The 22,677-nt window shown below is 39.2% G+C and carries 15 protein-coding genes; 3 read left to right on the top strand and 12 right to left on the bottom strand.

Annotated features, from left to right (window positions below):
* Positions 1-14 precede the first annotated feature (14 nt).
* Positions 15-1,256 (bottom strand): Pycsar system effector family protein, encoded by a 1,242-nt coding sequence (locus ACJJVM_RS02675; protein WP_298354079.1) that lies wholly within the window; start codon positions 1,254-1,256, stop codon positions 15-17.
* A 47-nt stretch (positions 1,257-1,303) separates the two neighbouring features.
* Here ACJJVM_RS02675 and ACJJVM_RS02670 point away from each other — a divergent pair, with 47 nt between their 5' ends.
* On the top strand, positions 1,304-5,026 hold the full coding sequence (locus tag ACJJVM_RS02670; protein WP_405210724.1) for a metallophosphoesterase: 3,723 nt from the start codon (positions 1,304-1,306) through the stop codon (positions 5,024-5,026).
* Between the two features lie 80 nt (positions 5,027-5,106).
* Here ACJJVM_RS02670 and ACJJVM_RS02665 read toward each other — a convergent pair whose 3' ends face one another.
* From ACJJVM_RS02665 to ACJJVM_RS02640, 6 genes are all read right to left on the bottom strand, one after another.
* A complete protein-coding gene (locus tag ACJJVM_RS02665) occupies positions 5,107-8,784 on the bottom strand; it encodes a metallophosphoesterase (protein ID WP_405210723.1) in 3,678 nt (1,225 codons plus the stop codon).
* Positions 8,785-8,912: 128 nt separating this feature from the next.
* Entirely contained in the window at positions 8,913-9,290 is a 378-nt protein-coding gene (locus ACJJVM_RS02660) for a hypothetical protein (RefSeq protein WP_405210722.1), read from the bottom strand.
* 130 nt (positions 9,291-9,420) lie between these two features.
* On the bottom strand, positions 9,421-11,382 hold the full coding sequence (locus tag ACJJVM_RS02655; RefSeq protein WP_405210721.1) for an endonuclease: 1,962 nt from the start codon (positions 11,380-11,382) through the stop codon (positions 9,421-9,423).
* Positions 11,383-11,474: 92 nt separating this feature from the next.
* Positions 11,475-12,560, bottom strand: coding sequence for an endonuclease/exonuclease/phosphatase family protein (locus ACJJVM_RS02650; protein ID WP_405210720.1), 1,086 nt, complete (start codon positions 12,558-12,560; stop codon positions 11,475-11,477).
* Between the two features lie 78 nt (positions 12,561-12,638).
* Positions 12,639-13,094, bottom strand: a complete 456-nt coding sequence (locus tag ACJJVM_RS02645; RefSeq protein WP_298354061.1) for a GNAT family N-acetyltransferase — start codon at positions 13,092-13,094, stop codon at positions 12,639-12,641.
* Positions 13,094-13,411 (bottom strand): YbjQ family protein, encoded by a 318-nt coding sequence (locus tag ACJJVM_RS02640; protein WP_405210719.1) that lies wholly within the window; start codon positions 13,409-13,411, stop codon positions 13,094-13,096. The genes ACJJVM_RS02645 and ACJJVM_RS02640 overlap by 1 nt, the downstream gene beginning before the upstream one ends.
* A 124-nt stretch (positions 13,412-13,535) precedes the next feature.
* Between ACJJVM_RS02640 and ACJJVM_RS02635 the strand changes: the two genes are divergently transcribed.
* On the top strand, positions 13,536-14,654 hold the full coding sequence (locus ACJJVM_RS02635; RefSeq protein WP_405210718.1) for a hypothetical protein: 1,119 nt from the start codon (positions 13,536-13,538) through the stop codon (positions 14,652-14,654).
* Between the two features lie 98 nt (positions 14,655-14,752).
* Positions 14,753-16,282 carry an alanine/glycine:cation symporter family protein gene (locus tag ACJJVM_RS02630; protein ID WP_405210717.1) on the top strand — a complete coding sequence of 510 codons (1,530 nt, stop codon included), beginning with the start codon at positions 14,753-14,755 and terminating at the stop codon, positions 16,280-16,282.
* A gap of 82 nt (positions 16,283-16,364) precedes the next feature.
* Here ACJJVM_RS02630 and ACJJVM_RS02625 read toward each other — a convergent pair whose 3' ends face one another.
* The 5 genes from ACJJVM_RS02625 to ACJJVM_RS02605 all read right to left on the bottom strand — a co-directional run bounded on the left by ACJJVM_RS02625 (position 16,365) and on the right by ACJJVM_RS02605 (position 22,536).
* On the bottom strand, positions 16,365-17,078 hold the full coding sequence (locus tag ACJJVM_RS02625; protein ID WP_405210716.1) for a pirin family protein: 714 nt from the start codon (positions 17,076-17,078) through the stop codon (positions 16,365-16,367).
* Positions 17,079-17,187: 109 nt separating this feature from the next.
* Positions 17,188-17,691 carry a GreA/GreB family elongation factor gene (locus ACJJVM_RS02620; RefSeq protein ID WP_396596407.1) on the bottom strand — a complete coding sequence of 168 codons (504 nt, stop codon included), beginning with the start codon at positions 17,689-17,691 and terminating at the stop codon, positions 17,188-17,190.
* Between the two features lie 5 nt (positions 17,692-17,696).
* Complete coding sequence (locus ACJJVM_RS02615; protein ID WP_405210715.1) at positions 17,697-19,436, bottom strand: FAD/NAD(P)-binding protein; 1,740 nt, start codon at positions 19,434-19,436, stop codon at positions 17,697-17,699.
* Positions 19,437-19,537: 101 nt separating this feature from the next.
* Positions 19,538-20,098, bottom strand: a complete 561-nt coding sequence (locus ACJJVM_RS02610; protein WP_405210714.1) for a hypothetical protein — start codon at positions 20,096-20,098, stop codon at positions 19,538-19,540.
* Positions 20,099-20,133: 35 nt separating this feature from the next.
* Positions 20,134-22,536 carry a DUF5916 domain-containing protein gene (locus ACJJVM_RS02605; protein ID WP_405210713.1) on the bottom strand — a complete coding sequence of 801 codons (2,403 nt, stop codon included), beginning with the start codon at positions 22,534-22,536 and terminating at the stop codon, positions 20,134-20,136.
* Positions 22,537-22,677: the final 141 nt, after the last annotated feature.

Below are 22,677 nucleotides of genomic sequence, written 5' to 3'. Positions count from 1 at the left end.
ATCTTAGGTTTTATTTATATAAACCCTAAGGTCATATTAGTGAGATCTCCCACGCCTTCTACCACTGTTGCAGCCTTATCTCTATAGATAAAGAATACTGCAAACGTGATTACAGATATGATAATACCTATCATAAAGACATTATAGGTCATACGTAACAACTTATATTTTCTATCCAGTACAACGCCTAAAAAGTATAAGTCCTTTGTAAGTGCAGAGTATATGTATTCTTTATCTTGTAACATCTCTCCTATAGCCCACTCATAATCTTCAAGTTTCATTTTATGAAAATTTCCAAAGAAGAGTAGGTTTACCTTTTTCTGGCGCACATCTTCTTTGTCAAATTCACCACGAGTAACATTTGGTCTAGTAGCTATAATAGACATTACCATAGAGATCATAGCAAATAGTACAAATACGGCAGTAGGATATATTAAGTGAGCATTACTTTCATTCTCAAGTTTTGGGATAAGATTTGCAAGAGCAAGAGAGATCACAATAGCGTTTACAGAGAGTAAAATGTTTGCCTTCGTATCAGCAATATCACTAAGCTTGATATGATTACGCAAGGCGATGCGATACATAGACTGTATACCTTTCTCTGGGCTTGCATCTTTAAGTTGCATTTTAAGTTTTTCCTTCTTTTTGGCTTTTTTTGCCTTTTTACGGGCCTTTGTTAGGTCATTGAGGTTACTATCTTTCTTGGGTTTCCAGTTTTCTTGGGCATAGGTGGTATAGTACCTATGCTTAACTGTAAACATCTCTATATTAGCCTTTGTCCACTCCTCCGGAGTATATTCTTTTATATCTTTAATTTTAAGTTCTTGGCGTAAATATTCGCTAGCTTCAGGAAAGTAGTCTTTTGCAAAGTGTGATGCATCTGCATCTCTAAGCACCTTCTCTAGGTAGGTTTCTGGCTCTACTCGCATATCTGTTGCGAGTATTACTTTTTTAACTTCAGAGATGATATGATCATCTACACCTTCACCTTTTAAGAAGGTCTCAGCCATTTGTGCACTACGTGCTTCGTGCTCTTTTGTACCGTCTACATATCCTATATCGTGCAATAGTGCACCTAGTTGAAGAATGAGTTTTTCTTCATCTTTAAGGTTTTCTTCACTATTATCTATAATTTCTTGGGTACTTTTAAGGACTCTCTTAGTATGTACGTAATTATGATATATACACGTCTTAGGTAGTTCGTTATCAAAAAGTTGTGAGATATAGTTATCAGTTTTTTCCAGTAATTCGGTCATAGTGATCGTAAACGATTAGACTTCTAAAGTACATTAAAAATAGCCATATGAACAAATATTACGTTTTTCTTAACTTCTTACTCGCCCTCTTTTTAAGTGGTTGTGCGACGTATGCGCCTAAGTATGCAAATGAAGTAGCTGAGCCTCAAAATTTTGATAGTAGTACGCTTTCGCGAAAGCGTATACATAAAACCTTTTACCTTATAGGTGATGCTGGTGGTGACAAAGACGGCGGTAGTACATATGCGCTTGATGCTTTCAAAAAAGTAATAGATACAGCAGATACAGAAAATGACTATGCAGTCTTTCTGGGAGATAATATTTATGATGCTGGATTGCCTAAAAAAGATCACCCAGAGCGCGCAGAAGCAGAGCGCAGACTTGATATACAAACCGCTGCTGTAGAAAACTTTAAGGGGAAAACACTTTTTATACCTGGTAATCACGACTGGTATGCAGGTGGAGTAGAAGGTGTAAAACGTCAAGAAAAGTATATCGAAAAGGCGCTAGATGATAAAGAAGCTTTTCAGCCAGAAAATGGATGCCCTATCGAGATGAAAGAGGTAAGTGAAGATGTGGAGTTAATGATTATAGACACGCAGTGGTATCTAGAAGACTGGGATGAAAATCCTACTATAAATGACGATTGTAACATACGTACTCGTGAGGGTCTATTTTTAGAAATAGAAAATGAGTTTAAAAAGAACAATGAGAAAACGATAGTTGTTGTAATGCATCACCCTATGTATACAAATGGGGTACACGGTGGTAAATTCAGTTTTGATAAGCAATTATATCCTACGCAAGGTAAGTTTCCGCTTCCGGTGCTAGCTTCTCTTGTAGCACAGATTAGATCACAAGGTGGTGTTTCTATACAAGATAGATATAATAAACGCTACAATGAGCTTATGAAACGTATAGCGGTACTTGCTACAGATACAGATAAAGTAATTTTTGCGTCTGGTCACGAGCATAGTATACAATATATAGAAAAGGACGGTATCAAGCAGATCGTGAGTGGAGCCGGGGCAAAAAACTCTGCAGCAGCACTGGGAGAAGATGGGCTTTTCTCTTACGGAGGTCAAGGCTTTGCAATATTAGATATTTATGAAGACGAGTCTTCGGCAGTACGATTTTATGCGGCAAACCAAGGAGAGCCAGAATTATTATTTACCTCACAAGTACATCCACCTCGCGAGCCGGTTAATCTAGACTCGCTGCCAGAGTTTTATCCAGAGACGGTAATGGCAACGGTATACGAACAAAATGATACAGACGTCTCAGATGTACATACGTCACTCTGGGGAGATCATTATAGAGAAGTTTATGGTACGCCAGTTACCGCTCCTGTTGCAACGCTAGACACGCTTATGGGAGGTTTTACAGTAGATAGAAAGGGTGGTGGGCACCAGACACGCTCTTTACGACTTAAGGATAAAGACGGGCGCGCTTATAACTTGAGAGCCGTACGCAAGAGTGCAGTTCAGTTCTTACAGAGCGTGGCATTTAAGGATAATTTTATTCAAGAAGATTTTAGGGATACGTTTACAGAAGACTTAATTCTTGATTTTTACACATCTGCACACCCTTATGCTTCACTTGCGGTGGCACAACTCTCTGATGCGGTAGGTATATACCATACTAATCCGCGTTTAATTTATGTGCCTAAGCATAAAGCTCTTGGTAAGTATAATGCAGATTATGGAGATGAACTATATCTCATAGAAGAACGACCAGACGAAGATTTTACAGATGTAGACTCTTTTGGTAACCCAGACAGTATAGATAGTACAGATGACGTATATGAAAATTTAAGAGATGATGAGGAGTACCAGATAGATGAAGCAGCTTACCTGAGAGCACGTATTTTTGATATGCTTATAGGTGATTGGGACCGTCACGCAGACCAGTGGAGGTGGGCTCGATTTGATTCAAAAGGAACAAAACTTTATAGACCTATACCTCGTGATAGAGATCAAGTGTTTTCAAAATTTGATGGAGCAATTTTAGGTCTTCTTAAAACGCTTATCCCAGCGGTAAAACAATTTCAAAACTATGATGGAGATCTAGAAAACGTAAAGTGGATTAATGAGGCAGGTATCAAAATGGATCGCGCACTACTCAAAAATGCCGTAAAAGAAGACTGGCTACGTGAGGCTACATATCTACAAGAAAATCTAACAGATCAAGAGATAGATGAGGCTTTTAAAGCTTTACCTCTAGAGGTGCAAAACCTAGGAGTTGATGAAATTAAAAAGAGCCTGCGAGAAAGAAGGTCTAATATTGTAGATATAGCAGAGACTTACTATGACTATATCTCTACACTCGTAATTCTTACGGGGACAGATAAAGATGATCACTTTGAGATTACAAGAGGTGATGAGAGTACCAGAGTACAAATCTCTAGAATAAAAGATGGAGAGGTTAAAAAACCTTTTGTAGATAGAACAATTTCATCACAAGAGACTAGCGAAATATGGATTTACGGTCTCGATGATGATGATGTTTTTAATGTAAGTGGAGGAGGGAAGAGACCTATTAAAATGAAAATTGTAGGTGGTCAAAACAACGACATTTATGAGATAAAAGACGGTCGTAGACTTAAAGTATATGAGCATAAAACTAAGCCAAATACCGTAAAAGAAAAGAGCGGAGCAAATGTGAAGTACTCAAATATCTATAACTTTAATACATACGACCCACTCAAGAAAAAAAGTACAGCAAATAGTACATTACCAGCCATAGGCTTTAACCCAGATGATGGGCTTCTCATAGGCGTGACTAATGTCTTTTCTACATATGGGTTTAAAAATGACCCTTTTAGCAGTAGGCATACACTTAATGCGACATATTCATTTGCGACAGAGTCACTTAATTTAAAATATGAAGGCGACTTTGCAAATGCTTTCGGACAGTGGAATCTCGTAGTAGGAGGTAAGTTTACAAACGAGGCATTCTCTCGTAACTTCTTTGGTTTTGGAAATGAAACAGTAAATAATGACGACGATTTAGGACTCGACTTTAACCGTGTACGTAATGGCGAGATTGGTGCACACATAGGTGTAGAGAGTGATAATACCTTTGGTAGTAAACTACGTTTTGTAGCAAACTTTGAGCGTATAGAAATAGAGCAAACAGGAGGACGTATTATAGATGATGCTACACTATTTACTCCCGATACAGATAACTTTTTTGGAGGGCAATCTTTTATAGGTGTAGAAGGTTCATACAGTTATATAAGTGCAGATAATCAAGCAAACCCAACTAGAGGTATGGAGTTTGAAACAGTTATAGGTGCTAAGCGCAACTTGAGCTCTGGTGATAGAATGTATGCATATATCAACCCAAAAATAGGGTTTTATAATGCGCTTTCGCAAAATAGGAAATTAGTCCTAAAAACACTCGTACAATCACAAATAAGAATAGGTGACGACTTTGAATTTTATCAAGCAGCCTCACTAGGAGCAAGAACAGGATTGAGAGGTTATCGCTTTAATAGATTTACTGGGGAGTCATCACTAGCAGCTTCTGGAGATATAAGATATAGTTTTGATCGTTTTAGTACAGGTCTTATCCCTATACAGCTAGGAGTTTTTGGAGGAGCAGATGTAGGTCGTGTGTGGGTTGATGGTGAAGACAGTAAGAAATGGCACAACGACTTTGGAGGTGGTTTCTGGATAAATATGGTAGAAACTGTATCTGGACAAATAGGAGCCTTTGCTGGTGAAGACGGGATGCGTATAGATTTTAGATTTGGAGTTAGATTGTAATTATCTATAAATCAAATAGCTTTAACAAATAAAGGCTCCCAAGTGGGAGCCTTTTTATTAGTCTAATCTCAAGCATACCTTTACAAACCTAATGATAACCCAAAACCTAGTCTGCCTCCTTCTGGACCGTAAAAATAATATACATCTGTTTTAAGCACTGCAGCGGTAGTAAATTGTAATCCGCCGCCATAGCTGTAATGTAATGTGCTATCTTCATTTCCGCCAGTCCAGACGCGTCCCGTATCGTAACCTACGTATCCTTGCGTACGCACAGGGAATAAAAAGGTGCGTATGGGTTTGAATTTAAAGCCTATATCTACAGATCCAGCAAGTGATTGCTCACCTCTAAAACGACCTTGTCTATAAGATCTCAATCCATTATTTGCACCTAGCCTTGCAAGTCTATAAAATGGAATATCATCACCAAATCTTAACTCACTAGCAATACTTGTTTTTAAAACAATATTGCGTGATCTATCTATAGCATTCCAGAATGTTATACTAGGATCTATGGCTCCCACATATTGTGATGAGGTAAGCTCATCTGCTACACTACTACGTATTGTAAAATGCATTCCTCTTGTGGTAAAAGCTTCATCATCTCTACTTTCATACTCATATTTCCCAGTGAGGGAGAGATACTCTGTACTTGCTAGTGCAGGAGTCGTGACGTTTATACCTCTCAGATCTGTGTTTTCATAAGTAAGATCAAAAGCTGTAGAAGAGCCATATTCACCAGTATAGTATAGACCTATCCCACCTTGTAAATATTGAGTGTACACTCTATTGTCATCAAAGCTATTTGCATTGTTCAAGCTACCATTACCGAGTCCAAAAAAGTTCTCTGTATAATTTGCAGATGTCAAACGCCCAAAAGCTTTAAAATTCCAATCGTGAAAGAGGTGGGCTTTATGCCACTCTAGTGAAGCGTCTACCGCCTGTGTAAGTGATATATAACGGGCATCTAGCTCAATCTTTGTTGTAAAAGGATGCCTCTCGTAACCCAACGTAGATTTCCCAAAAATAAGTCGCGGTGAGAAGCCCTCATCCGGATTGTAATTTGCCTCAAGGCCAAAAGTACCGCCGCTATCTGGTCTACGCTCGCTGTCATAAATATGATTCTCGTATATATCATCTATGTGGCGAGTTGCTTTCCCTTTATCTACAATCGTATTTTTATAAGACTTTTGATCATAAATGGTAATATTCTTTCCGCCATTTACAGTAAACGTGTCATTCTCTAGTCCTCCTACAAGCACTATTTTTATAGGACTAATAAGTGAGCCGTTTACTTCAAATATATCTTTATCATCAAGGCCATAAATCCATATGTTTTCTGTCACGTCTTTATCCAGTGTTCGGTCAAAGAGTAGTGTACCTTTCTCACCGTCCTTAATACGATAAGCCATCACTCGTACATTTCCATTTGACAGATTTTCAATGATAAAGTGATCATCTTTATCAGTTCCTTTAAGAGATACAAACTTGCTTAAATGGCTATAATAACGTTGTACGATATTGGGAAGATTACGCTTTCGCGAAAGCAAACTCTCCTGTATCTCCATCCACGTAGCATCTTGGATTTCTTTTGGAGCAGCTTTAAAAGCGCTTTGCACAACCTCTTCTGTAATGCGTTCTTGAATATAAGTTACCTCCTCTAGCCAAAGCGATAGATCTGCTCGCTGTAATATGGCTCTGTCTAGGTTTACGGCACTCTCGCTAAATTGCTCAATAAATGGAATGTCTGGCCCATAGTTACCAAACTGTCGCATCCCGCTCATTATTTTTTGTGCGTTTTCTAAAAATGCTCCGTCAAATTTTGCAAACACCTGATCCCTATCTCTTGGGACAGCAAGATATTTTATGACACCATCTGCCTCATCTACCTTATCTTGTGCCCAGCGCCACTGGTCTTCGTGTCTATCCCAGTCACCTATGAGCATATCAAATATGCGCGCTCGTATGTACATACGTTCATTAAGCTGGTTAGACTCATCTTCGCGTAGTTCTTTAAATAAATCTGGTGTGCTTTCTACCTCATTACTAAATTCAAACATATGTGACCTATTAAAGTCACCACTAGGTTTTTCTACAATCATATAAAGCACATTACCGTGGTCTTTATTAAAATTGCCTAGTGCTTTTTGCTTAGGTATATAATATAGTTTTGGGTGTGTATGTGGGACATCTATAGCACCAGCAAGTCTTGGTATTGCAAATGCACCATATGGATGCGCGGCTGTATAAAAGTCTTCAATTACAGTTGCGGGCACGGTATCTTCAAAATAATTTTCGGCATCAAGATCATTATACCCCGCCGATTTTAAAAAAGCAAGCGGATCTTTTGCAATAGCTCGCATATTATACTCACGCCCTTCTTTGTCCTCAAGGCGTAGACCATTAGTTTGATTTCCGCCACCAGCACGTTGTACCGTAAGGCCTCCATACAATGTGTCGAGCAGGGCAACGGGAGCTTCAACAGGCACTCCATATACATACCTATAGTGCTTTCCCCAGAATTTCTCATACTTAGCACTTTTTATAACGCTTTCTTGGGGGTAAATAGATGCCACCATCGTTTTTGGAAAACGGGTAGGAAGGCTGTCTATATTATAATCCTTAGGTTTTTGAAAAGCTGTTTTTGAGTATAGTTCTGTCAGGGCCCCATCTTGTAATCCATAAAAATGAACAGAAGATGCACCTCCCTCATACAGTCTCACCTCAGAAAAACCAGGTTTTGTAGACGTAAAAAGTCCTTTTTTACTCAATCTTGCAGGCTTTACAGAACTTCCCGTACCGGCAATGACTTGCTTTATTTCACTCTGGTCTATGTATTGCATAGATCGCTCGTGTGAAGAGAGGATAATAACCCTAGGTGCGTCAAAACTAGCCAGCTCTATATGAGACATAAGCTCGTTCATAAGTGGGTTGTATCTGTCTTGTTTTGATAATCCTCCTTGTGATCTTAAAAAAGACCAAAATGTTCCCACGCCTGGGATAAAAAGATTTTCTGCCGTGGGACGATATGCAACCTCTGCAGGTATTTCGCCTCCGTATACACCATTTGCATAGAGCGGGTGGTGCATCCCTATAATAATTGTTTTGTGACGAGCCTTGCGTATCTCACTACTTAGTAATGTCGTAAACTGCTCGCGTGTCTTAAGCTCACACTTGTCGTTCATCTCTTTTACTTTACTCCAGTCTTCTATATACCACTGTGAGTTTATGAGAATGAGCTCAACTTCGTCATTAATTTCTATGGTTTCTAATGGGCAACCATTTTTCGGCATAAAATGATCTTCTTCGTCATAAAAGTCTTCTATGGCATCTTCTATTTCTTCCATTCCTTTTAGACCAGTCTCGTTCCACTCAAGTTCTCCTGGTAAAAAGAGTGCGGTGCCCTTAAAGTTTTTGGTGATCTCAAGCTGTTGTAAAAGTTGTTTTTTACTGCGACTATCTTTTAGGTCATTGCGATGTAGGTTATCGCCCGTAAATAAAAAGTAATCTTCTTTTTTACTATGTTTTTTTATATAGTTACCTACATCATTTAGCAATGACTCATTTGCACCGCGCGCATAGGCACCAGCGTTACCTAGCTGGAAGAAACTTACATAATTTTGGCTGGTGTCAACTGTTATGTTATGTGTTTGTTCTCTATACAAGTCGTGATGTACAGCACAAGATGCACATAGTACTATGGCCCCTAGCAGGAGGAATTTTGTGATTATAAATGAAAGGGAGTGTACTGTTTTATTCACGTTTTAATTTTATTCAATCTACACATCATTTTTCATAATTATCCTTAGCAAAAGATTAATGTTTGTTAAATAAAAACTGCCTATCTCATTAATGAAATAGGCAGTCTAAAGAAGCTTTATGTCTTTGTCTAAATGCGAATATAATTTTTGTTGAGGTTCGTATCTGCTATCATATCACGTGTAAAACTTAGATGCCCTTTTGTGGTGATAATTCTAAAGCGATAGTCTTTCATTTTTGTAAGTGTGTCTAGTAGTAGCCACTTGGTTTTAAGTAGCTGAGGCTTTGTAGATTTTAAACTCACCTCAAAGAAGTATTTTATGCCACGCTTTTCGGCCACGATATCTGGTATGATGGTGTTTCCGGTTTCTTGTCTTGTAAAGGATGTAGGCGTCTCATAGCCAACTACATCTGCTTTGATATTTTCAAAACCTTTGTTTTCAAGATAGGTAATGGTCGTGTTTAAAAATGCGTTGTTTTTGTTTTCTTCTTTGTCTAAATGTATCATAACCTGTAAGATACAGTTGTAACATCCCATTTTGTACTAAAAAAGGGTTAAAAGAAAATGACACAATGTTAAAACCTAAAGGGTGTAGTGGTACGCTTTCGCGAAAGCGTAATTCCTCAGCCCCTTTGTTTTATCTCACAATGAGTTTACGTGTTGTGGCAGTTGTTTTTGTCATCACTTTTACAATATATACACCGCTAGGTAGGTTGTGAATTATAGGGCTACCACTCTGAAAGTTATCTTTATAAACCTCACGACCTAGAGTGTCAAACAAGAATACCTCACCAGTTTCTTGAGGGGTAGTTATAGTAATTGCACCCGAAGATGGGTTAGGATATATAGTCATATCACTAAGCTCATTATCTTCAACCCCCAACGGATTAGTCCACTGCTCACCTACGTTTGTACCCCAGATATACTCTACAAGGTCTGGCATATCTATAAAGGGATTACGGTTAAACTGCCAGTTGTAAATAACGTTATTACGATTCATCTCATAATCATCTGGTGGGTCGTTGCGGTGCCAGTCTAGTAAAATATCTAGGTCACCTAGAGCTCCTACAGTCGTATTTGCAGGGTTACCAGATACTACGTCAAGCCCGTTATAGCGTATGGTTAAGAAAAAGATACTACGCGCTACATCACCATAAAAACTACCTTGATTACCTGTGGGGCCACTATACTCGCCGTAGTCTTGGTTACCGCGAGAGCTATTTTCTGGTCCATCTGCTGCACGCAGTGCGTGGGCATCACTATTTGCGTGGCGTAGTGAGTCTGCCTTTGTAGTTGTAAAAATGTCTATGCCATCTGCTACTTGATCGTACTCTATGTCATTAAAACCTCCACGTGATCGTGGGTAGGTGTGCTCTCTGTTCCATAAGCCCTCATTACTACCTCCAGAAGTCTGAAAATCTAACTTAGGTCGCTGCTGCTCTGTATAGACTAGCCATACCTGATTACTGTTAAGCGGACTCTGGTCTGCCTCTTTTAAAATATCTATAATATCTGCATAGGTTTGTGCACGTACCGTAGAAGGATCTGCTATGATATCTTGTAAGGCTTGTATAAGTGCGTCATCTGCAAGTGTGTCAATGGAGTTGTAATAGCCATCAGGTTGTGTACTTTCTACTTGGTCATAGGTAGGAGCTAGTGGAGTACCGAATGAGGCAGTTGTAAAGTCATTGTCTATGATACGTATGATAATATTATCATTTGCTCTTTTAAAACCATCTGGCATTTCGCCAAAGGTGATTTTCAGCTCCTCATCACCCTCATCGTCTTGATCGTCTATAATTGTAATGGTAGTTTGTCCTGTAGAAGCACCCGCTGAAATGGTAACACTTGTGTCACCCATAAAATCTGCCGAGTTAAAGCCTGCATTGTCAAGAATAAATGTAAAATCGGTAGTATTTGTAACGGCTGTAGTCGTGGTGAAGTTTATGGTAATCTCTTCGCCTTCATTATAAGCTGTTTGAGAAGTACTAGCGCCTATAAAATTAAATACCACTCCAGATCCATCATTAAGTTGTCCTGGGGTAGGGGTTGTGACATCATATCCTCCCGTACTATTAAGTTGGATGGAGTTACTAGATGATGCACCATTACCACCTTCGTTTACTTGTGTGGTTTCTCCTAGTAGATTGAGGAGGTTTGTATCATCACTATCATTAGTATCATAAACCAGTGCATCTACAAGATTTGCTGTGGTTGCGAGCGTACCTTCGGGAAAGTCTTGTTCGTCTCCTTGATATATTGCAACGGCATCTGCGCCGTTTTGTATCGTATTATCAAACAATATAAAATCTGGTACAGGCACCACATTATTACTGCCTATAAGTACAATACCGTTTATATCTGCCACAAGGCCATCTAGATCAAGTGCAAAGTAGCTGCTATCACCGCCACTACTAGATCCATTAAATAAAACAAGTACATAGCCGTCTAGAGAAGCTTCTGGAGTGGTAAGGAGTTCTATAAACTCTTGGTCATCTGTACTAGGTGTATCTGCATCAAGTTCATTTATAGTGACCTGCGCTATTAAAGGATTACAGCAAATAGAAATAAGAAAAGCAACTAAGTAAAAATGTTTCATACAAGAGATATTGTAGCTACAAAATTATTACTTAAGTGTTCTAGGGGTGTTAAGTGAGCGTTAAGTCCCTTGAGAACAAATTACTAAAACAACTAGTTTACATCCATATTGAGTAAGTTCTGCTCTTTGAGTTGACTTTTTGCACTTTTTATTTCAGAGTCTGTTGGTTCTTGGGGAAGTTGTAAACTTGCTCCTTGTGGCTCATAGGTAAGCTCTGAATATACTGGGAAATGATCAGATTTTATATGACCTGTGCGCTCTAGCTTTTTTACTCTAAACTCTTGAGAGGTAAAAAGGTGATCAAGAGGCCATCTCATCAATATATTTTTCGCATTAAATGTGTTGTAAAAACCACGGCCTATGCGGGGGTCTAGTAGTTTACTCACTTTTCTAAAGAGCGAAGTCGTTCTTGACCAAGCCACATCATTAAAATCACCCATCACAATTACGGGAAGCGTTCTTTTATTTACTGTAAATGCCGTTTTCATCATCTCTGTGTCTCTATCCGAACTCATAGGGTTGTGTTGAGGCATAGGCGGAGTAGGGTGTATGGCATAAAGTTGTACCTGATCTCCGCTCTCTAAAGTGACTATAGCCTCCATAGATGGAACTTCCTTATCTACGAGGTGTCTTACCTTTTTTTGGGTAAGCGGTAGTTTTGAATAAAGTAGCATTCCATACGTATTACCACGTGGCTCAAGTAAATGGTGGGAGTATGTAGATGCGAGACTACTGTGTACCGCTTTTTTCCAGACTGTATCTGTTTCCATAAGTAATACAATGTCTGGATTATAATCTGCTACTTGAGATAGTAGAAGGTCATATTGTGTGTTTTTTTGTAAAACGTTTGCACTATATATTTTTATAGACTTGCTAGTGTCTGTGATTGTATTTTCTAGTGCTTCTGGAGCTGCAAGTGGTGTATAGTCATAAATCTTAACAAGCTGAAATATAAAACACGCAGCGAGAACACTCACAAAAATATAATCTCCTACATACTTGATATTAAAGCGTATAAAATAGGTGACAAGAGCTATAAACGTAAGCAGCGTAAGCTGCGCGTGCGGAAAATCAAAAATGCGTATCCACCAGTAGTCTATAGCAATAAGCGGTAATAAGGTGAGGATAATGGCTATAATACCAAAACCTTGTAGGAAGTTTTTAAGTGAGAATTTCATTTAATGTGATTGGTTAGTACAGTAAAGTTACTTCTAACCTAGCCTAACTATCTTAAAACCATATTAAATGGGATAGATTTAAGATTTTAATTGTTTCATAAAACAGAGGCTATTTGCTACTCCTTTATATTGCCCATAGTTTGCGATACTAGTGTAACCTAACTTGTTGTAGAGTTGGACGGCATCTTGCATACGCTTACCAGTTTCTAGTACGGTATGTGTGGCACCTAGTTCTTGCGCCCATTCTTCTAGTGCATTTACAAGTTGTATTGCATATCCTTTACCTCTTGCAGTGTGGTGTACGTACATTCTTTTTATTTCAAAGCTTGTGGACTCAAACTTTTTGATGGCACCACAACCTACGGCAACGTTATCATCATAAATTACGAGGCAGTGTTGCAAGGTAGTTATGCCATTAAACTGGTTATAAAAATGGTGGTCGTCACCATCTACTTGAGCTAGATATGCATCAAGTAATGCGACTAGTTTTATAAAGTCTGGATGCGACGAGCTTGTACGTTCTAAAAGTATCATCACCTTAATACTACAGCGGTACCCATTGAAGAGATTCCTAATTTAAAACCTTCATTTATGACCTCTACATCCATTGTAACTCCTACAATCGCGTGGGCTCCCATTTCCTTAGCTTTCGCTTCCAATTTCTTGAGTACTTCTTGTTTTGCAGCGTCTATTCCTTCCTCACTTCGCTCATAAATCTTATCTCTATTGAGTGAATCTCGAAAACTAAGCCCTTTAGTATCGTAAATCTTTGCATAGATGAAGTCTGTAATCACCCCTACGTACTGTGTAATCTCTCTTCCTTGTATACTGTTTGTAGTTGTTATAATCATTTATATGAGTTTGTATGTAAGTAGCTTTTAAAATGGTTTTGTTACGCTTTCGCGAAAGCGTAATTGAAAACAATCAAAATTACAGAGGTATTTAATAGTAAACAATCTCTTATATTAGTACTCTATGCTCACGACCACTGTTTACACCGTTACTGCCATTGTCTGTCTTATTACGGCTGTGGTTATACAGCGCATTTACTTTAAGGAATTACAACGCGGAGCTTCTTTGAAGGCTGTAAACGGTATAAAATGGTTTGGATGGGCCATTTTAGTTTGGGGAGTAGGCGCATTATCTAACCTTGTACTGGTAGGGATATTTGACAGTAATTACAGCAGTAGATCAATCATATATCTAGGTGTACTTTTTTCCTTAGTAAACTCGCTGTGTATTTTACTCTCATTACCATCTATAGAACATAACAAAGAGCGTAGCCTAGTTGTACGACTAGTAGAACGTTTTACAGAGCGTGAGTTTGTGCGCGTATTTTTAGGGATACTTATGATGATCTCTTTTGTTTTTATAGTAACCTCGTATAATAATACAGCTATAAGCAATACACTTATCTGGCTTATAGATATCCCTATTTCTATTGTTGTGGCGGTGGCATTACTTATCGAGTTGCATAAAGCATTTAATAATAGAGATATGCGATTTATGGTAATCCCTGTAATTGCTCTTTTTATCCTGATTGTAATTGCAGTGACGCATCGTATTATACCAAATAGCTATATAGAGAATACATCACTAGCAGCAAGTTGGGCAGCCATAGGTGCGGTAACTTCTATATCATTTAAGTTTCTCTTTATTTTATTATTTTCCATCTTGTTATATAGTTGGAAATTCTTATCAGAAAAAGAACAAGAAGAAAGTAGAGTTGCATCACTCACCCTTGAAAATAGTAGACTACTTAAAAATCAAGAGCAACTTACACTGGCAAATGAGAGCCATCTTGATACTATAAAAAGTATGAAGTCTGAACTTAAAACGCTCAAGGCAGCACATAAGATTGAACTCTCAGACAGGCAAAAAGAAGTTTTAGGCAACTTAGGGTTATATGGCGATATAATGTCTTATGGAGAGATGGCAGAGGCGATGCACATCTCGCTAGATGGTTTTCAAGCCCATATACACCAAATCAAAAAGATGCTAAGCATAAGCGGAACAGGAGGTAAGGAGCGACTTATTGCATTTGCAAAAGCAAATGATTTACTGCAACACGCTTCTATAAAACAAGAGGGTTAAGAAGTACTTAAGTACTTAACTATGTCTTTTTGAACACTGCGTAACCTTTTATAGTGAGCATAAGTATATGACTTTTGAGAAGATCAAAAACATATACTATGAATCTCCTTTTATGTATTCAAAACAGCTCTCTAGATGAGCGTATTAATGAACAATTTGATAAGGCAACTAGCTGGTTTGTAGATGCAGTAATGTGGCAAATTCCCATTACAGAAAATGTAGGCTTGCCTTGGGTACTTATCGTTCTTATTGCTGGAGCTACATATTTCACCTTCTATTTTAAGGCTATTAATGTAAGAGGTTTCTGGACTTCTATTCAGGTTGTGCGAGGTAAGTATGATGCAATAGAAAAGGGAGGAGAAATGCATACACCCACAGTAGATATACCTGACACTATAAGAGATGAAAGTGAGCAGGGAGAGGTGAGTCACTTTCAAGCCCTCACAGCAGCATTATCTGCAACAGTAGGACTTGGTAATATTGCAGGTGTTGCAATCGCGCTTTCTATAGGTGGTCCAGGTGCAACTTTCTGGATGATTGTTGTCGGGTTGCTAGGTATGTCATCAAAGTTTGTTGAGTGCACGCTAGGTGTTTCTTATAGAGAAGTAGCAGCAAATGGAACTGTATATGGAGGGCCTATGTATTATTTGAGTAAAGGTCTTAGAAGTAAAGGATTCACAAAACTAGGAAAGGTGCTAGCTGTTGTTTTTGCTATAATGTGTATAGGTGGGTCTTTTGGTGGAGGTAATATGTTTCAGGTAAATCAAGCATTTAAGTTATTTGAACACGTCACGGGAGCAGAGCAAAGTTGGTTTTATGGTAAGGGATGGCTTTTTGGACTTATAATGTCCATACTTGTGGGCATCGTTATCATAGGAGGAATAAAGAAAATAGCCACGGTTACAGATAAAATTGTTCCAGCTATGGTGGTGATGTATGTACTTGCCGTGCTCACAGTAATAGGACTAAATATAGACGCTTTGCCTGCAGCATTACTAAGTATATGGGACGGAGCATTTAGCCCAGAAGGTGTTACTGGTGGTTTTGTAGGTGTGATGATACAAGGCTTTAGGCGTGGCGCTTTTTCTAATGAGGCGGGTATAGGAAGTGCCTCTATCGCACACAGTGCTGTGAAGACCAATTATCCAGCAAGTGAGGGATTAGTAGCTTTGCTAGAGCCTTTTATAGATACCGTTCTGGTTTGTACAATGACTGCGTTAGCACTTATTATAACAGATACACTAGTGGTAGGGGCAATTTTGAATGATGAGCAAGGCGTCTTGCTCACGGCATCTGCGCTAGAGAGCGGGATTTCTTGGTTTCCTTATTTACTTTCTTTTGCAGTGATACTTTTTGCCTTTTCATCTATGGTATCGTGGTCTTATTATGGGTATCAATCGTGGAGTTATCTCTTTGGGAGAGGTAAAAAAGTGGAGTATGCCTATAAGACGCTCTTTTGCATATTTGTAGTAATTGGTGGTGCAGCTAGTCTAGGAGCGGTCATAGGCTTTTCTGACGCAATGGTATTTGCGATGATGGTACCTAATATGATAGGGCTTGTGATACTTGCTCCTAAGGTTGCAAATGAGTTAAATAAATATATGTCTGTCATTAACAAGAAATCGTAATGCGTTAGGGATAGAGGCAATTGTTGAAGCTCCTCGTAGAGAGCGACTGCCGAAAGCCCGACCGACAGGTAACGCCCAACTATTAAAACTGCATAGGCACCTCGATAAGTAATATTTTAGAGTCAGATTGTGCGGTAATTTCTAGCTGGGCAATGTCATAAACTCCTATGGCATCACGTCTGTCTAGTAGTTCGCCAGCGGCGTGGGCGCTACCTTCAAGTACAAAAATAAAAAGGCCATTTCCTTTTTTATGTAATTTGTGTACAAGTGTTTGCTCTTGTGTAAACTCACCCATATGAAACCAAGCGTCTTGGTAAATCCATACGCCCTCATCATCTTGATTTGGTGATAGTATTTGTATAAATTCATTTTTGAGATGATGCTCATTTATTTTAATCTGGTCATAACGAGGCGAGACTGGACGCTGGTTAGGCATAATCCAGATTTGTAAAAACTGCACCTCACGATCACTATTTTTATTATACTCACTGTGATCTATTCCAGTCCCAGCACTCATCACCTGGATGTCACCTTGCTGTATCACCGTCTGATTACCCATACTATCTTTATGCTCTAGATCACCAGAGAGCGGGATGGATACAATTTCCATATTGAGATGCCTGTGCATATCAAAACCTCTACCAGCCGCAACCGTGTCATCATTGAGCACACGCATCGCCCCAAAGTTCATACGATTGGGGTTATGGTAGCTTGCAAAGCTAAAGGTGTGAAAACTCTGTAACCAGCCGTGGTTTGCGTTTCCTCGACTGTTTGCTTTATATAGAATCGTTTGCATAGGTGATAAATTAGGAGTTTAGTAGCTCTATTTTTAGTGATAAAGTTACGATATGTGTACTTGTTTTTAAATGTGTTTGTTACGCTTTCGCGAAAGCGTAAACCTCATACTACTCTACGTAGGATATATTTTTAATAGTGAGTTTCTTCTCCTCATTACCTAGCTGAAATGTAGTTGTTTCATCCACCTTTTTGCCAATAAGGGCTCTAGCAATAGGAGCGGTGAACGCAATTTTTTTGTCTTTTACACTAGCCTCATCTACGCCCACAATCTGGATGGTAATGGGCTTAGGCATACCAGCGATGGTATAGGTGACTGTGGCGCCAAAACGTATTTCTCCCTCATCCTTTATGTGATCAAGTAGTCTTGCGCTCTGTATGCGTTCCAGTAGTAAGTTGCGCTTCCCATTAAGTACGGCGAGTGCGCGCCTACGCTCGCGCTCATCTGTCTCATCTAGGGTGGAGATTTTATTATCTAGCGTACTAAGCTCTTCCTTAAGTTGCGTTAATCCGTGGCTAGTGACGTAGTTTGTTACACCATCTGGTAGTGCTGCCCTAGGCGGAATTATAGGAGTTTCTTCTTGGTCATCTTCTTTTACAAATCCTCTGCTCATCTTCTTTATTTTTCGTTCTTCATTAAGGCTATACTGCGCTCAGACCAGCTTATAGTGCGCGGTCCAAAACACTCTAAAATTGCATCTACACCTATCACACTTCCCTTAGATAGTCTACCTAATACCGCTAGTGGCACAAAACTTTTACCCTCGGGTACTTCTACATAACCATAATCGTCTGTGCGTATGCCTAGATCAGTATGTTTAGGCTCAATCATTTCATAGCTAAGCAAGTTTTTAATAATTGGTGTATTTACCGTAACAAGCTGTGGAGAGTCTAGTACAGCGTTAAGCATTACGTCTACGGTAACCTTATTACCATCCGATTCAAGTTGCCAGCCTCCATCAACGCAAGTGATTTCTGGATTATTTACAAAGTCAAGATCTAACAATCCTGCTTTTGCAAGCGCAATAAGTTGTTGTATACTTTCAACAGGCGGGCCGTAAGAATATCGTTTTGATGCTTCGTCTAGCGCAATAACTTCTGCCACTACATCATCTGAAATTGCTGGATATGAGAAATCTCTATAGATGGTAGGCTGGCAGTGTCGCCATACTTGACCTATAAAATAGTCAAGACTTATCGGTGCTTCTCCTACTGCCATTTCCACCTGCTGTTGCATCATTTCTAATATGGGCGTATGGTGTGATAGGAGTAGGGGATGCGATAGTGATTTATTGTTGAGGTAATTTATGGTTAAGAAATAAACTTCTTCTTCGGTAAGATCGTGTTGTATGGCTTTGTCTTCTAATTTTAAAAACAAAGGAGCCACAACAGCTGCCATTGCTTCTAGTAGAAAGTATTGATCTTTTGCAGGGTGATCGCCGCAGGCGCCTTTATGTATCGCTTTCGCGAAAGCGTTTATAGCATTATCAGTTGGTATAAACCATTTATCTACCGCTTTATTTATAGGTTTTGGCACCATAGGAAGTCCGTCTAAGGAAAAGGGAATAAACCGCTGCGGATGGTTTTCTCCAGCGTGAAAAGCTACTTCTTTGGAATCATTGTCAAGTATTTCAAAATGTGCACCGCGTCGCAAGGTGAGCGCACGTATCTGATCAATCATTGCAAGTCCAAAACCTCTAAAAGCAACTACGCTCTCTGAGGTGATGTTTGCATTTATCATTTTTTCTACGGGATAGGCTTCTGTAAATAGTAAGGCGTTATCAGTTTGTGCAACGTAATCTTTCCACTCTTGCAACTGCTCTGATAGCTCCGTATCCTGATGTCCTATTGTGAGAACCACTTCATCTATTGTGTTGATTGATGTGTTTTCTGTAATTGCTGTGAATTCTGGTGCGATATAGGTGAGTTTGGTAACAGTTTCCTCAACAATATTTAATAAATCAAACCCCTTAAGCGCACTAGCAATAGTCTCAAAACGAGTATTAAGGTAGGTTCCCATCTTTGCCCGTGGAGGAAACTGATCTGGATGCGTCGCTGGTGGGTTTTGTTGTTTTTCTGGTAACCACTCCGTATATGAGGGAAATGCAGGGATGATATCATCACCTAATTTCATTTCTGGTCTGCCAGGTAAGTCTTGTAAGGCGCGCTCAGTAATATTAAGCCAGTTGCTTTCTACTTGCTCAGGATTCCATACCCAGCCTGCTCCAGGATATTTAAAAGGTTCAAATAAGGTGACCTTTATTTGAGCTTTTGGAGCGTTATTGTAGAGCGCGGTAAAAAGGCTTTCAAGAGCAAAAAGTCCTCTGGGACCTCCTCCTATTATGGCGTAGTGTTTCATAGATTGGTTGTTATACTCACCCTTTATAAAAGGGCAAGTGTAACAAAGCTATGGCATTACTACGCTAGACGGTAGTTGTTTAAGATTGTGTTAGGAGTTATTTAAGACCCCATACTGATAGTAACATCATTTGCAAAGCGCTCGTTGTTAACCACAAACCGTGTGTGCAACTCTTTAAATAAATCCATAAGTGGAAGCACAGGACTGTTCCAATTATCAAATTCTAGATGATATTTTGCTATCAATAGATAATGATCATCTTCGTTTGTACCCTTAATTATAGGCTGGAAGCTATCTTCTTGAGCAATTTCTTTTAAGATTGCAATATGACTGTTGTTTCTTAAAAAGTCAATCATTTTAGAGCTGTCGCTATTGATGTTAAAGCGCTTTGATTTGCCTATAAAAAGTGATTTAATATGCGAGTTTGTAGTGAGTTCAAAAGTGTGACTCTCTGGCTGTTTTGGTAACTTCATAGAGATATGACCAGAAAATTCTTTTCCAGTGATATTAATGATATTCATCTCAGTATCTCCTACAGGTATTTTTAATAAATACTGAACCTTAGGAAGGCGTATGCCGCCACCTATACTAGTATCTTGATCTTGGTATAAAAAAGTACCTCCTTGCTCTGTCGCTATATTTTGAAAAAATGATTTATACATACCCTATATGTAGGAAAGTATTTCATTTTGTTACATTAACTACGTTTTTTTAATCTGTTAAAGTCTAAAAACCAACGCATACGTAAACTCAAGGTTTCTAAACCAGTAGCATCACTAAGTGTATGTATTCCGTCTAAGTAATCTCCATTTACATTATCTGCAAAGGCAGTTTTACCTACACGATACCCTAGTGATAGCTCACTTGCGGGAGCAAACTGCCAGCGCGCAACAAAGTCAAGGTTAAAGGCATTAAATGTGCTGTCAAAACTATCAGGATCTATAGAGAGATTATTTACCGCCAGGTTCCCGTCTTGCTGTAAAGCGTATTGATTTTTATAATCTACTTTAATCCAGTAGTGACGTAGTCTTAGATTCATATTGATTTTTGCGTTTACCGCATAGTTGAGCTGTATTGCATTGGTGAGCTGGTTTATAGAACGCTGGCCTATGATGATCTGTTCCTCTTGATTTGTGATATAACCTATATCGTTAGGGTTATCTGTATAATCTTGCTCAAACTCTGCAAAGAAATGTTGCCCCAGTCTTGCACGTAAACCATAACCCATCACGTACTGTTCGGTTTGTATGTTGTGATTTTTATAATCTACTGCTACAAAGTAGCCAGCCCACGATAAATTTTTGTTTCGGTTAGTTTGATATTCTAGAACGATCTCAGAGAGCGCAGGTCTATTAAAAACGCGGTCTTGTACTCGTGCTTCAAAAAAGTCTTGACGTTTTGAGACGTAGCTTAGCGTGACAAACAGATTTTGGTTACCCTTGGTCGTAGCAAAACTTGAGAAACGATATTGTGAGCGCTCACGTTCCATAAGGCTGTAATAAAATCGCTGCTGGTGATCTAGGTCTAGTTGATACTGCTGGAACCATTTTTTTGGAGCAGTATTGCGATAATTTACATTACCACGGAAAACCATACTGTTGTTACGCTGCAAGAAGCCAAAATCATTATTATCAAAATCTTCATCCTTTAAGTTCCAGCTCACGCCTCCCGTCCAGGCACCACTTACTTTTGATACATAAGCATTATACTCGTGTCCAAAAACATTATCTCCGCCCAGCCCATATTGCTGTGATACGGCTTTCTTAAAGCTAGCCCTATAAGTGCGTTTTGCATTAAACCATTCGTATAAAAGTGCGCTAAAGTTACTGTCATAAGCACTTCCAGATCGTAATACGGAGTTATTTATGAGCGTGACAGAACTATTGTTTTTGAGTTGTTTATCTATCACCAGCGCATTATAATTCGTGAGCGGATTTGTAATTACCTCTCTTACTTCATCTGTAGATGTGTTTTTTATTTCCGCTTTCGCGAAAGCGGTTACCCCATTAAGCACCCCTATGGAGAGTCCGTTTTGTGACTTTCCGGTAAATTTTACAAGATTTATAATATTTGAACTAGTAGGGTTAGTAACCACCGTCTCATTTTCTGAAAGTATAAAAGCATTTGCATTTATAGGTCTACCACCTATGCGACGCGTAAAGAGGTAGCCGCCTTTATCAAAAAGCTCTGTACCTTCAATAAAGAAAGGACGTTGCTCTGCAAACTGTACTTCAAAAGGAGAGAGGTTTAAAACCTGGTCATCACTGCGTGCCTGGCTAAAATCTGGAATAAGAGATACATCAAGCGTGTATGCATTATCAATCACATACTTTACATCGAGTCCAGGGTTAAGCGTGGTCTCTGTAGCGCCATCGCTATCTGTCTCGTGTACGGCAGATACAAAGGGTACAAAAGACAAGTTGAGCGGTGGGTTTACAGGCTCGATACCTACAAGCGACCCAAACTGGTTGAGGTATCCATCTATAGTAGGATCTATGGGACTCCAGAAAGATTCTTCATTAAGCGCCCCAGAAAAACGCTGAAAGTTAATCGTAAAATCTGATAGGTCTTCTTTTGGGAAACGTATGCTATTCCAGGGGATGCGTATCTCAATGTCCCAGTGAGTATCGTGCACGGTGACTTCACTTTCCCAGATAACATTAAAGTTTTCGTCTGCACCAGTGTTACCAGATATCTTACTGTCAAACTGCACACCGGCTGCCGTCACAGTAAAGTCATAACCCTCGCGTGTCTGCCCAAAGGGATCAATTTGCACCCCAAAATAGTCTGCATTACCCACATCATCACGAGCGGTAAGGAGGCGTCTTATTTCATCTTTATCATTTGTATGGAGTACAGCGCCTACGTAGAGGTAATTATCATCATATAGTACGGCAATCTCTGTTGCTCGTAGAGAGGGTTGCCCAGCATTAGGTGCTTTTTGTGTAAACGTTTTGGTTTCTAGTTGTGCTTTCCAGACTGCCTCTGTGAGGTTTCCATCTATTTTAGGTGCCTCTCCTGTGCGATGCGCTTTAAGAGATTGCTGTGCAGTGACGCTTGCTGTGAGTAAGGTGAGTATAAAAATGAGTACTGTTTTCATAAGGTTGGTTCTTTTGTTTGATGGCACAAAAGTGAGATCATCTATTTGATAATCAGGTTAACCACGGGTTAAGGGCTAGGTTAATGTAAAAGCAAGAACAACAGTCGTTGTATTAACCTAAGAGCGAAGTACATACTGAGT

Source organism: Dokdonia sp. Asnod2-E02, assembly GCF_045063915.1.
Lineage (GTDB): Bacteria > Bacteroidota > Bacteroidia > Flavobacteriales > Flavobacteriaceae > Dokdonia.
This window is presented reverse-complemented; position numbering and strand designations above follow the sequence as displayed.